General features: G+C 56.5%; 14 protein-coding genes. 3 read left to right on the top strand and 11 right to left on the bottom strand.

What is annotated here, in order from left to right; translation table 11 throughout:
• Positions 1 to 43: 43 nt before the first annotated feature.
• The 11 genes from flgL to flgB form a co-directional block, all read right to left on the bottom strand.
• Positions 44 to 997, bottom strand: a complete 954-nt coding sequence (flgL, locus tag C3F35_RS02800; RefSeq protein ID WP_103792931.1) for a flagellar hook-associated protein FlgL — start codon at positions 995 to 997, stop codon at positions 44 to 46.
• A gap of 14 nt (positions 998 to 1,011) precedes the next feature.
• Entirely contained in the window at positions 1,012 to 2,658 is a 1,647-nt protein-coding gene (gene flgK, locus C3F35_RS02805) for a flagellar hook-associated protein FlgK (RefSeq protein ID WP_103792932.1), read from the bottom strand.
• A gap of 75 nt (positions 2,659 to 2,733) precedes the next feature.
• Positions 2,734 to 3,687, bottom strand: coding sequence for a flagellar assembly peptidoglycan hydrolase FlgJ (gene flgJ, locus C3F35_RS02810; RefSeq protein ID WP_032617539.1), 954 nt, complete (start codon positions 3,685 to 3,687; stop codon positions 2,734 to 2,736).
• A complete protein-coding gene (locus tag C3F35_RS02815; RefSeq protein WP_032617538.1) occupies positions 3,687 to 4,784 on the bottom strand; it encodes a flagellar basal body P-ring protein FlgI in 1,098 nt (365 codons plus the stop codon). Before C3F35_RS02815 ends, flgJ begins: the two co-directional genes overlap by 1 nt.
• 12 nt (positions 4,785 to 4,796) lie before the next feature.
• Entirely contained in the window at positions 4,797 to 5,495 is a 699-nt protein-coding gene (gene flgH, locus C3F35_RS02820) for a flagellar basal body L-ring protein FlgH (protein WP_032617537.1), read from the bottom strand.
• Between the two features lie 57 nt (positions 5,496 to 5,552).
• Entirely contained in the window at positions 5,553 to 6,335 is a 783-nt protein-coding gene (flgG, locus tag C3F35_RS02825; RefSeq protein WP_032617536.1) for a flagellar basal-body rod protein FlgG, read from the bottom strand.
• 11 nt (positions 6,336 to 6,346) lie between these two features.
• Positions 6,347 to 7,102, bottom strand: coding sequence for a flagellar basal body rod protein FlgF (locus C3F35_RS02830; protein ID WP_032617535.1), 756 nt, complete (start codon positions 7,100 to 7,102; stop codon positions 6,347 to 6,349).
• Positions 7,103 to 7,122: 20 nt separating this feature from the next.
• Positions 7,123 to 8,385: a flagellar hook protein FlgE gene (gene flgE / locus C3F35_RS02835; protein ID WP_077226831.1), complete on the bottom strand. Its 1,263-nt coding sequence runs from the start codon at positions 8,383 to 8,385 to the stop codon at positions 7,123 to 7,125.
• A gap of 26 nt (positions 8,386 to 8,411) precedes the next feature.
• The gene (gene flgD / locus C3F35_RS02840) at positions 8,412 to 9,116 is read right to left on the bottom strand and encodes a flagellar hook assembly protein FlgD (RefSeq protein WP_032617533.1); all 705 of its coding nucleotides are present in this window, start codon (positions 9,114 to 9,116) and stop codon (positions 8,412 to 8,414) included.
• A gap of 11 nt (positions 9,117 to 9,127) precedes the next feature.
• A complete protein-coding gene (gene flgC / locus C3F35_RS02845; RefSeq protein WP_032617532.1) occupies positions 9,128 to 9,532 on the bottom strand; it encodes a flagellar basal body rod protein FlgC in 405 nt (134 codons plus the stop codon).
• 2 nt (positions 9,533 to 9,534) lie between these two features.
• Positions 9,535 to 9,951, bottom strand: a complete 417-nt coding sequence (flgB, locus tag C3F35_RS02850) for a flagellar basal body rod protein FlgB (RefSeq protein WP_032617531.1) — start codon at positions 9,949 to 9,951, stop codon at positions 9,535 to 9,537.
• A gap of 161 nt (positions 9,952 to 10,112) precedes the next feature.
• Between flgB and flgA the strand changes: the two genes are divergently transcribed.
• The 3 genes from flgA to flgN all read left to right on the top strand — a co-directional run bounded on the left by flgA (position 10,113) and on the right by flgN (position 11,580).
• Positions 10,113 to 10,769, top strand: a complete 657-nt coding sequence (flgA, locus tag C3F35_RS02855; protein WP_103792933.1) for a flagellar basal body P-ring formation chaperone FlgA — start codon at positions 10,113 to 10,115, stop codon at positions 10,767 to 10,769.
• A 93-nt stretch (positions 10,770 to 10,862) separates the two neighbouring features.
• Positions 10,863 to 11,150, top strand: a complete 288-nt coding sequence (flgM, locus tag C3F35_RS02860; RefSeq protein WP_103792934.1) for a flagellar biosynthesis anti-sigma factor FlgM — start codon at positions 10,863 to 10,865, stop codon at positions 11,148 to 11,150.
• A gap of 7 nt (positions 11,151 to 11,157) precedes the next feature.
• Entirely contained in the window at positions 11,158 to 11,580 is a 423-nt protein-coding gene (gene flgN, locus C3F35_RS02865) for a flagella biosynthesis chaperone FlgN (protein ID WP_032617527.1), read from the top strand.
• Positions 11,581 to 11,611 lie beyond the last annotated feature (31 nt).

The raw sequence follows: 11,611 nt of genomic DNA on the forward strand, positions 1-11,611 counted from the left end.
CAGAACATAACCAGTTTCAAGTCATGTCCAAAGGTCAAGACGGTTATCTGTTGAGCTGGAACAGAGACATACCCTGCATATCGCTGAACGCTTTGTAGGAAGCCTGAAGCGCAGCCTGCTGCATGGTGTAAGACGAAATCGCTGCGTTCCAGTCTACTTCCACAAGATTACTCATCTGAGTTGATTGACCTAAAGCACGGTCACTTCCCAACGTATCGAGAGATTCCAGCTCCTTCAGTTTGGTCCCCAGATCGGCACGCACAGTCAGCACGTTATCCAGCGAATTACGTAAGCCGCGGTTTGCCTTATCAATGTCAACAGCAAACTGGTCAGCTTTTGTCTGATCGCCTTCAACAGGTACTTTCAGCGCTGCAATCGCGTTATCAAAAATTTTAAACAGATTTTTTTCCGTCGCGCTGCCAACAGGTTCTGGCGCCGCATTGCTGGTAAAGGATTCAAACACTTCGCTGCCAGTATGGCTAATCTGCATGGTACGTGCAGAATCAACCTGCTGGCTAATTGGCATTGAACCGCCAGTATAAGTCCCGCTAGCCTGATCGAATGCAACGGCGTCAGTTTTATAACCGGCAAAAATATAACGTCCGTTACCATCGGTACTGTTTGCCAGGTTCATCAGCTGATCGCGAATACCCTGCAGATCGGTAGCGAGCGAGTTGCGATCGCTGTCACTCAGTGTGCCGTTGCCAGCATAGACAATTTTTTCTTGCGCCGACTGCAGCGCGGTTGTCACCTGACCCAAAATATTTTCTTCCAACGACACTTTTTGCGTAGCGAAAGAGCGGGCCAGGGTGTACTGGCTGTTCTCCGACTGCGCCTGGGACAACACCACGGCCTGTGAGGCCGCGATCGGATCGTCCGAAGGACGATTAACACGTTTACCGGTGGACATCTGCTCACCGTATTCCATCCACTTGCTCTGGGAATCGGTGATCCCGCGCATGTTCTGCTGATACATCATCTGGGTGCTAATACGCATCGTTGACCTCGGCCTTAGCGAATATTAATTAACGCGTCAAAGAGCGTACTGGCGGTTTGCAGCACCTGGGCATTGGCCAGGTAGTACTGCTGGAAACGCTGCAGGTTGCCGTACTCTTCGTCGAGGTTAACCCCGGAGATCGACTGCTGCTGGTTGCTCAGCTGCGTCGCCACGTTAGCCTGGGTGGTGCTACTGGTTTTCAGCGTCGCGGTTTTGCTGCCGACGGTACTGACCAGAGAGGCATAGGCATCGTTAAAGGTTTTGTTGCCGCCCACCACTTTGGTTTTCTGCAGATCCAGCAGCGCCTGACCATTGCGGTTATCACTTTCACCGCCGTTTGCATCAGAGGCGAGAGCCAGTTTTGACTCGTCACTGATCGCCAGATCCATATTCACGATGGCATTGGCGACAGGCTTAACGATAAAGCTGTCTTTTTTATTTGCCGCACCTGATACGTTGACCGTCAGCCCATCGAAGGACAAGTTACCGTTGCCGTCGTTGGTGGCATTTACCGTGGTTTTATCGGAGAGACGGGTGATCTGCCAGTTGGAGCCATCAAACTCCATCTTGTAGTCGGTAGCCTGCACTTTGGCATAGTTGTCCATATCAACCGTCGCGGAGACGGAAGCCGAACCACTATTTTTGCTGTTAGCCAGCACCGCCGGAGCACCGATATCAAATAATTTCTCGCCGGCCTCGCCTTCTGCGTCAAAGCCCTTTGCATGCTGACTGTTCATCGAGTTTGCAAAGGAGAGCGCCAGTTGGTTTAGGGTGTTGCGTGCAGTGTCAAGTTCTTCGGTACGGAAGGTTAATATCCCGCCCAGTGAGCCGCTGGTCAGCAGCTTTTCCGGGATCTCGACCGGGCCAGAGGTGCCATCCACAAACGCCACTGTGGTACGGGACGGGTCGGCGCTGGACTTCACGGCCGCCAGCTGGTTAGAGGTGCTGCCCTGGACCAGGTTGTAGCCGTTACCGAAGGAGACGTTGTAGGTGCCGCCATCCTGGACCGAGACGTCAACGCCCACGATCTGGTTCAGCTCGCTCACCAACTGGTCACGCTGGTCGAGCAGGTTGTTCGGGGAAGCCCCTGCACCCACGCCGGTCAGACGGGAGATCTGGTCATTGAGGTTCGCAATCTGCTTCGCGTAGTTATTGATCTGATCCACGCTGGTGCCGATCGCAATGTTGATCTGCTTATCCTGATCGCGCAGATACTGATCGTTCACCTTGAACTGGTTCACCAGGCCCGCAGCTTTACCCAGCACGGTCTGACGCGCCGCCGGATCTTCGGCGTTGCTGACCAGGGTCTGCAGGCTGCTGAAGAAGTCCTGCAGCGTCGACGCCAGGCTGTTTGTGCTGCCGGACAGAACGTCGTCAATTTTGGACATCTGCTGGTAGCGGGTGGTCAGGGCGCTGCTCTGGTTCTGCGCGGCGCGCAGCTGGTTGGTAATGAATGAATCATATTCGCGCTGTACCCCGGAGACATACACGCCGTTGCCAACCCAACCGCCGCCTGTCAGGGTGCTGTTTGAGGCGCTCAGCACCGTGGTCTGACGGGTGTATCCCGCCACGTTGTAGCTTGAAATGTTATTACTGGCGGTATTCAACGCAGCCTGTGCCGCGCTGAGGCCACTCATGGCGCTGTTGATCAAACTGGACATGGGGGTTCCTTTTATACTTTCAGACACGAGTCCTGTTGGAGATTATCGGCAGCCCCCAGCTGGACTTGAGAACTTTCAGAACAGATTTTCGATATCGTTGCTGTATGCTTTGCTCACTTTTTCACCCATCGCTTTAAGCTGCTGGATCATGCTGGTCAGCTTACGGGCATACTGCGGATCGGTGGCGTAGCCCGCTTGCTGCAACGCTTGTGCACCCTGCTCTGCCGTGGCGGCCTGAGTCACTGCCGCATAGCGTGGGTTACGGCTCAGCACCCCGACATAGTCCGAAAGCGCTTCCAGATACGAGCTGTAGACGCGGAACTTCGCTTTAATTTTCTTCGCTTCACCGTTTTCATATTCGGTGGTGGTGATCTCGGTGGTTGGCCCTTTCCAGCTTCCTGTGGCCTTCACACCAAAGATGTTGAAGCTTGGCTCGCCGTTCTCACGACGGATCTGCCGTTGCCCCCAGCCAGATTCCAGCGCCGCCTGGGCCAGAATCAGGTGATGCGGTACCCCGCTCTGCTGGCTGGCAAGACGCGCCGGCAGCGAGAGCTGGGCCAGGAAGTCTTTGCTGTCGCCGGTGAGCGGCTCATCGTTACTTTCTGGCACTTTCGGCACTGCTTTACGCACCATTTGCGTCAGGGACTGGTTTTGATAGCTGGTCACCCTTTCCAGGTCGAACTTCATCGGGACCTGTTGAGGGGTCTCTTCCGGCGGCACGCCCTGAGCGGCCGCCATCTGCTTAACAATCACATCCGCCAGCCCCAGCCCTTTACCGGAAGTCATCTGCTGCGCAATCTGCTGGTCATACATACTGGTATACAGACGCGTTGAATCGCTGCTGAAGATGCCATCTTTCGGTAGCGCCTCACGCATGCTTTTCAGCATCATCTGGACAAACATCCCTTCCACCTGGCGGGCAACCGGGCGGATATTACCCGCCGGATCTTTGCCTGCTTTGGATTTCAGTTCGTTGAGCGACTGGGTATCCCAGGCCGCGCTGCTCAGCAGTTTGCTATCGGTCAGCATCAGATAATTTCCACTTTGGCGCGCAGGCAGCCTGCGCTCTGCATGGATTGCAGAATCGACATCAGATCGATCGGGGTCGCGCCGAGCGCATTCAGCGCACGCACCACGTTGTTCAGGTTGGCGCTGGAGCGCACGCTCTGCAGCGAGCCGCCGCTCTGACGCATATCAATCTGGGTCTGTGGCGTCACTACGGTTTCACCGCCGCCAAACGGCGTATCCGGCTGGCTGACGTTAGCCGAGCGGTTGACGGTGACCGAGAGGTTGCCCTGCGCCACGGCACAGTTGTCCAGAGTCACTTCACGGTTCATTACCACCGAACCGGTACGGGAGTTGATGATCACTTTGGCATCCTGCGGCGTGACGTTCACTTCCATGTTCTGGATATCCGCCAGCAGGCGAACCTGGTTGCTGTTGCCGCTGGAGACACGGATCTGCACGGTGCGGGCGTCCAGCGCCGTGGCACTGCCATAGCCGCGACCGCGGTTAATGGTGTCAGCGATCTGCTGCGCCATGGTGAAGTCGTCATCGTTCAGCTGCAGGTTGATGGTGTTCCCGGTGCCGAACTGGGTCGGCAGTTCACGCTCAATGATCGCCCCGTTGGTAATACGGCCGCCATTAAGCTGGTTAACCTGCACGCTGCTGCCGCCTGCGGATGCACCTGCCCCGCCGACCAGAATGTTACCCTGCGCGAGGGCATACACCTGGCTGTCCACCCCTTTTAGCGGCGTCATCAGCAGCGTACCGCCACGCAGGCTTTTCGCGTTACCCATGGAGGAGACCACCACGTCGATGGTCTGTCCCTGGCGGGAAAAGGCCGGGTAGGAGGCGGTGACCATCACGGCCGCCACGTTTTTCAGCTGCATGTTGGTCCCGGCGGGCACCGTAATGCCGAGCTGGGAGAGCATGTTATTCAGACTCTGCGTAGTAAACGGGGTCTGGGTCGTCTGGTCACCCGTGCCGTCCAGCCCCACCACCAGGCCGTAACCGATCAGTGAGTTTTCCCGCACACCCTGAACACTTGTGAGATCGCGGATACGGTCGGCCTGGGCAACAGTTGCCACCAGCACCAACAGGATCCCGAAGAGGGATTTAAACATAGGTCACCTCGCTTACATCGGCGATAAATTAAGGAAGAAACGCTGCAACCAGCCCATATTCTGCGCTTCATTGATGTAGCCGTTGCCGACGTACTCAATGCGCGCATCGGCCACCTGGGTGGACGGTACGGTGTTGGAGCCGCTGATGGTGCGAGGGTTAACCACACCGGAGAAGCGAATGAACTCAGTGCCCTGATTAATGGCGATCTGTTTTTCACCCACAACATGTAAATTGCCGTTCGCCAGCACCTGGTCAACGGTCACCGTCAACGTGCCGCTAAAGGTGTTGCTGGCATTGGCGCCGCCTTTACCGTTAAAGGAGTTGCCGCCAGACGTCTCAACATCGGCGCGTGCATTACCGAAGAGTCCTTCGAGGTAACGCGGCACAGTGTCGAAACCAAAATTGGTTTTCCCGTCGCGGCTGGCATTGGCTGAGGAGCTTTTGCTGGCGCTGACGTTTTCCTGAAGCTGGATGGTCAGCGTATCGCCGATATTACGTGGGCGACGGTCTTCAAACATCGGCTGATAACCGTAGTTAATCGGCTGCGCTGTCTGGAAAATAGAGCCATTCGCGACTGGCATCGGGCCAGGAACGGGTTGGGCGGAAGTCGCACCCTGCACCAGAGGTTGAGACGGGATCCAGGCGCAACCGGTCAGGGTAACGGCCAGGAGGGTCACTATCGGATAACGAATCGCCGCGAGTTTTTGCATTGCCTTCATCTTCGAAAACAGGGAGCCGGTGCGGCGCGAACCGCACCGGACTACACCTTAGAGTTGCGTCAGTTTCTGCAGCATCTGGTCGGTCGTCGACACTGCTTTGCTGTTAATTTCGTACGCGCGCTGAACCTGGATCATATTCACCAGCTCTTCCGCGACGTTGACGTTTGAGGTTTCCACATACCCCTGGTACAGCAGACCTGAACCGTTCAGACCTGGCGTGCTCTCGTTTGGCGCGCCGGAAGACTGAGTTTCGATGTACAGGTTCTCACCGATGCTTTCCAGACCGGTGTCGTTCATGAAGGTGGTCAGGTTAAGCTGGCCTACCTGCACCGGCGCGGCCTGGCCCTGCTGGGTCACGCTCACAATCCCGTCACGGCCGATAGTAATGCTCAGGGCATTAGCCGGAATGGTGATGGCAGGTTGCACCTGGAAACCGCCCGCCGTCACCAGCTGGCCGTTCTGATCCACCTGGAACGAGCCGTCACGGGTGTAGGCCGAGGTACCGTCCGGCAACTGCACCTGGAAGAAGCCCTGGCCTTTGATTGCCACGTCTTTGCTGTTGTTGGTCTGAGACAGGTTACCCTGGCTGTGCAGACGCTCGGTCGCCACCGGACGAACACCGGTACCGATCTGCAGACCGGATGGCAGCGTGGTCTGTTCAGACGACTGCGCACCCGGCTGACGGATGGTCTGGTAAAGCAAATCTTCGAAAACCGCACGCTGACGCTTAAAACCGTTGGTGCTGACGTTCGCCAGGTTGTTGGCGATGACGTCCATATTGGTTTGCTGTGCGTCGAGGCCGGTTTTCGCGATCCATAAAGAACTGATCATAAGGTGTCCTGTTAACTCATTGACAGCAGCTGGTTGGCGCGCCCGGCGTTTTCATCAACGCTGGAGATGACCTTCATCTGCATTTCAAAACGGCGCGCACTGGCGATCATGTCGGTCATCGCCGCGACCGGCTTAACGTTACTGCCTTCCAGCACGCCAGACATGACGCGAATGCTCGGGTCGGCCTGTAAGGTCGCGCCACGGGTCGCCTGCGCCGCCTGGGTCAGACGGAACATGCCGTCGTCGCCACGCTGCACTTCAAAACCTTCGGCTTTTACCAGCTTCAGGCGGCCAACCGGCGCTACGGTGTTTGGCGGATCGCCGGGGTTCAGGGCCGAGATGGTCCCGTCTGCCGCGATGGTGATCTCCGAGCCTTCCGGCACGGTGATCGGGCCGCCTTCACCGATAACCGGATGTCCCTGGATGGTCAGTTGCCCGACCGAATCCACCTGGATGTTACCGTTACGGGTGTAGCCTTCGCTGCCGTCGGCCGTTTGAACCGCCAGCCAGCCGTCCTGCTGCAGCGCCACGTCGAGCGGGCGCGAGGTATAGTCCATCTGCCCCGGTGTCATATCGGCACCTGGGGTGGAGGCGGTGACCAACGTACGCGTCGGCAGGGAAAGCCCTTCCACCGGCACGGCGCGCATTGCGTTGAGCTGCGCACGGAAACCTGGCGTCGAGGCGTTCGCCAGGTTACTGGCGGTGACTGCCTGCTGATTGAGCGTCTGACTGGCAGCGCCCATCGCGGTATATATTGCGTGATCCATTAAGCTATCCCGTCAGCTACTTAGCGGAGGTTAACCAGCGTGTTGAGGATCTGATCCTGCGTTTTGATGGTCTGCGCGTTCGACTGATAGTTACGCTGCGCGACGATCATATTGACCAGCTCTTTACTCAGGTCGACGTTGGAGGCTTCCAGCGCGCCGTTGGTCAGGGTACCGAAGTTACCGGAACCGGCGGTGCCCAGCAGCGCCACGCCTGAAGACTGGGTAGCAGACCAGACGTTGTTACCTTCAGACTGCAGGCCTTCGTTGTTGGCGAAGTTCGCCATGACGATCTGACCCAGCACCTGGTTTTGTTCGTTGGAGTAGTTACCTACCACGGTACCGTCATCGTTGATCTGATAGCTCACCAGGTCGCCCGGCTTGTAGCCGTTCTGGTTGGTTGCCACGATGTTGTTCGCCCCGGTGTTCTGCTGCATGGAGTTCAGGAAGCTCAGGGAGAAGGTCACCGGCAGCGCACCGCTCAGTGGATCGGTCGTCACGTTGATCGCCGGGTTGCCATTTGGGGTCGCGCTCAACGCGCCAGCGGCGTTGTAGTTGTAGATACCGTCCAGGTTACCGTTGCTGTCGAAGTTCATCTGTGCAGCTTTAGTAATTTTACCGTTCGTCACGCTACCGTCCTGGGTGTAGAGATCCCATTTGTTGTCTGCTTTTTTTACGTAGTAGACATACATGTTGTGGGCGTTACCCTGGTTGTCGTAAACGGTGATAGTGCCTTTCTTGTTGAAGCTGTCTGAATCCGGGTTGGCATTGGTCGCGTCAAACGCAATGTTCGGCACGCTGTCCGTGGAGTTCAGGTTGATCTGCTGCGCCGCAGTGCTGGTCGCTTTCGCGGGCATCAGGTCATTAGGGATGGTGATCGCCTGTGGGTTAGCACCGGTCTGAACCGTCGGAGGGCTACCTGCTGCCGGATAGCCGGTCAGCTGTAAGCCCTGCATGTTCACCAGGTTGCGGTTTTCGTCCAGGCTGAACTGACCGTTACGGCTGTAAAAAACAGAACCGTTGCTGTCGAGCATACGGAAAAAACCGCTCTGGCTGATAGCCACATCCAGACCACGACCGGTGTTGGTGGTGGTACCATCTGAAAAGTCCTGGGTGATCCCGGCGACTTTTACGCCCAGACCGACTTTGGAACCGGCGAACATGTCCGCGAATGACGCGCTACCGGACTTAAAGCCGTAGGTCGCGGAGTTGGCAATGTTGTTACCAATGACGTCGAGGTTAGTGGCTGCAGCATTCAGGCCGCTGACCGCTTGTGAAAAGGCCATGAGTTACTCCTGGTAAATGTTAGGGCTTAAATAATCTGCCGAACTTCGTCGAGCGTGGTGGTACCGTAAGTGCCGAGATCCAGCGTGTTACCGCCACCGCTGCGGATCACACCCTGCACCATCGCAAACTGCAGTGGCTGTGCCACCAGCTGCGTGCTGCCGCTGCTGGCGGAAATCGCTACGTTGTAAGAGCCGTTTGGTGCCGTGCTGCCGTCGGTCTGAGTACCATCCCAGGTAAAGGTATGGACGCCCGCTTTCAGCTCGCCAATGTCAATGGTCCGTATCACTGCACCGGACTTATCGGTGATAGTAGCCGTCACTTTGTCTGCGCTCTGCTGCAACTCAACACCAAATGGCGTGGTTGAGGTGGTGGTCGAGCCTTCGGCACCACTGGTGCCCGCCAGAACGGTCGAGCCAGGGATCATCACGCCATGGCCAATCAGCGTGCTGGCCTGCATCGACTGGCTGTTGTCGATCTGCCCGGAAATAGAACCCAGCGTGGTGTTCAGTTTCTCGATGCCGCTCACCGTACTGATCTGCGCAAGCTGCGTGGTCAGTTCGTTGTTCTGCATCGGGTTGGTTGGATCCTGGTTTTTAAGCTGGGCGACCAGCAGCGTCAGAAAGCTGCCCTGCAGATCGGAAGCATTGCTTCCGGTGAGGGAGTTGCTGCCGGTAGTGCCGCCGACGCCAGTCGTAGCCGTCCTGTCATTTACATTGACTGCAATAGACATTGATCTCTCCTTTACTGGCCCAGAGTGAGCGTTTTAAGCATCATGCTCTTCACGGTATTCAGCACTTCTACGTTGGCCTGGTAGCTGCGGGATGCCGACATGGTGTTAACCATTTCACCCACCACATCCACGTTCGGCATTTTGACGTAGCCACTGGCGTCGGCCAGCGGGTTGCCCGGCTCGTACACCAGTTTGTCCGGGGCCTGGCTCTCAATCACGTTGGCCACTTTTACCCCGCCGGTTGCCGCACCCGGTGCAGCATCCACCTGGAACACAACCTGTTTAGCGCGGTAGGGTTGGCCATCCGGGCCGGTCACGCTGTCGGCGTTCGCCATGTTACTGGCGGCCACGTTCAGACGTTGGGATTGCGCGGTCAGCGCGGAACCCGCGATATCAAAGATATTGAGTAAGGCCATTATTAGTTGCCTCCCTGCAGAACACTCATCATGCCTTTAATCTGTCCACCGAGAACGGTCAGCCCCATCTGGTACTTGAGACTGTTATCAGCGAACTGCGTACGCTCCCGATCCATATCGACGGTGTTACCGTCCAGAGATGGCTGATCCGGGATGCGATAAAGTAAATCGGTATTGGGGGTCGTGACGGTCTCTGCAGGAATATGACGTGCAGAGGTCAGCGCAAGGGCAACACCGCTGTTTTCGGCCCGACCACGCTCCATCACTTTCTTTAATTCACTGGAAAAATCGATATCACGCGCCTGAAACCCGGGGGTATCGGCGTTTGCGATATTGGCGGCCAGAATCTCCTGACGCTGGGCACGCAAGTTGAGCGCTTCTTGCTGAAAACGTAGCGCGGCGTCGAGTTTATCGAGCATGTCTCCTCCGCTGATGGCAAAATTTCAGTGGATAGCTTAAATCTCAACCCGTCTCCGTCATCGACGGAATAAGCGCAAAATGCGTCGCTATTTATTGCGTTGATGCCCACCCGCTACAGGTAGAATCCTGCTCATTCTGTAATCCGACGGTAACGGACGATATGGCACTCAAAGGTGGTTTGACCGCAACCCTGCTCCTCTGGAGCGCTCTCTCTCAGGCACAGGATCTGAATACTCAGCTGACGGCGTTTTTTGCCCAGCGACTGGCTGGATTTAGCGATGAGGTTTCGGTTCAGATCCGCACGCCAGCCAACATGCTCCCCACCTGCGAAACGCCTGAATTCAGCGTCGCTGGCAACACCCGACAGTGGGGTAACGTGAGCGTCACGGCACGTTGTGACACGGGAAAACGGTTTATACAGGTTGTAGTTCAGGCGACGGGCGATTATGTTGTCGCGTCCCGGAACATCCCCCGGGGTGCGGCCTTGCAGCCAGACAGCGTTACGCTGAAACGCGGCAGGCTGGATCAGCTCCCGCCGCGCACGATTCTGGATATTCACCAGGCGCAGAACGCCGTTAGCTTGCGCGATCTGGTGCCCGGGCAACCTCTGCAACTGTCGATGCTGCGCCAGTCATGGCGAATCAAAGCCGGACAGCGAGTCAGGGTGATCGCCAGCGGCGAAGGCTTTAGCGTTAACAGCGAAGGGAAAGCGTTGAACAATGCGGCCGTGGCGCAAAACGCCCGCGTCAGGATGATTTCAGGCCAGGTAGTGAGCGGCACGGTCGATTCTGATGGGAATATTCTGATTAACCTATAATCTTTTTAAAGATTATGCGGCGACTGCCGATAAATCATTAACAAATGATAATGTCAGGCGCTAACGCCGCCAACCCTCGATGAGGACACCATAATGAGCATTGATCGTACATCGCCCCTGAAGCCGGTTAGCACTGTACAACCTCGCGAAATGAATGACACTGCGCCAGCTAAAACGCGCACGCAAAAATCTGCTGCGACTAACAGCACCAGCGTCACGCTGAGCGATGCCCAGGCAAAACTGATGCAGCCAGGCAGCAACGATATCAACATGGAACGTGTTGAAGCGCTGAAAACCGCGATCCGTAACGGTGAGCTAAAAATGGATACCAGTAAAATCGCTGACGCGCTGATCCAGGATACGCAAAGTTTCTTAGAGTAATCGCCGTATGAGTCGTCTGACGGAAATAATGGATCACATGACGGTCGTATTAAACGACCTGAAAACGGTTATGGACGCCGAGCAGCAGCAGCTCTCTGCCGGGAATGTCAACGGCAGCGCACTGCAGCGCATTACCGAAGATAAAAGCTCCCTGCTGGCCACTCTGGATTATCTGGAGCAGCAGCGACGTACCGAGCAATCTGCGCGCCATAGTGCAAATGATGATGTGGCCGATCGCTGGCAAACTATTACTGAAAAAACTCAGCATCTGCGCGACCTCAATCAGCACAACGGCTGGTTACTTGAAGGACAAATCAGCCGCAACCAGCAGGCGCTGGACGTGCTGAAGCCGCACCAGGAACCGGCCCTGTATGGCGCGAATGGCCAGACATCCAGCTCACGCAGCAGTGGGAAGAAGTTTTCGATCTAATTGCCCGAACGGGACAGACAGAGAACGGGGA

This window comes from Leclercia sp. LSNIH3, assembly GCF_002935105.1.
Lineage (GTDB): Bacteria > Pseudomonadota > Gammaproteobacteria > Enterobacterales > Enterobacteriaceae > Enterobacter > Enterobacter adecarboxylatus.

What these genes read in the sequence shown, in the direction of transcription:
- flgA (WP_103792933.1), top strand. Translation starts at nt 10,113, where the DNA reads ATGGCACTCAAAGGTGGTTTGACCGCAACCCTGCTCCTCTGGAGCGCT.
- flgM (WP_103792934.1), top strand. Translation starts at nt 10,863, where the DNA reads ATGAGCATTGATCGTACATCGCCCCTGAAGCCGGTTAGCACTGTACAA.
- flgG (WP_032617536.1), bottom strand. Translation starts at nt 6,335, where the DNA reads ATGATCAGTTCTTTATGGATCGCGAAAACCGGCCTCGACGCACAGCAA.
- C3F35_RS02830 (WP_032617535.1), bottom strand. Translation starts at nt 7,102, where the DNA reads ATGGATCACGCAATATATACCGCGATGGGCGCTGCCAGTCAGACGCTC.
- flgJ (WP_032617539.1), bottom strand. Translation starts at nt 3,687, where the DNA reads ATGCTGACCGATAGCAAACTGCTGAGCAGCGCGGCCTGGGATACCCAG.
- flgK (WP_103792932.1), bottom strand. Translation starts at nt 2,658, where the DNA reads ATGTCCAGTTTGATCAACAGCGCCATGAGTGGCCTCAGCGCGGCACAG.
- flgD (WP_032617533.1), bottom strand. Translation starts at nt 9,116, where the DNA reads ATGTCTATTGCAGTCAATGTAAATGACAGGACGGCTACGACTGGCGTC.
- flgC (WP_032617532.1), bottom strand. Translation starts at nt 9,532, where the DNA reads ATGGCCTTACTCAATATCTTTGATATCGCGGGTTCCGCGCTGACCGCG.
- flgE (WP_077226831.1), bottom strand. Translation starts at nt 8,385, where the DNA reads ATGGCCTTTTCACAAGCGGTCAGCGGCCTGAATGCTGCAGCCACTAAC.
- C3F35_RS02815 (WP_032617538.1), bottom strand. Translation starts at nt 4,784, where the DNA reads ATGTTTAAATCCCTCTTCGGGATCCTGTTGGTGCTGGTGGCAACTGTT.
- flgL (WP_103792931.1), bottom strand. Translation starts at nt 997, where the DNA reads ATGCGTATTAGCACCCAGATGATGTATCAGCAGAACATGCGCGGGATC.
- flgB (WP_032617531.1), bottom strand. Translation starts at nt 9,951, where the DNA reads ATGCTCGATAAACTCGACGCCGCGCTACGTTTTCAGCAAGAAGCGCTC.
- flgH (WP_032617537.1), bottom strand. Translation starts at nt 5,495, where the DNA reads ATGCAAAAACTCGCGGCGATTCGTTATCCGATAGTGACCCTCCTGGCC.
- flgN (WP_032617527.1), top strand. Translation starts at nt 11,158, where the DNA reads ATGAGTCGTCTGACGGAAATAATGGATCACATGACGGTCGTATTAAAC.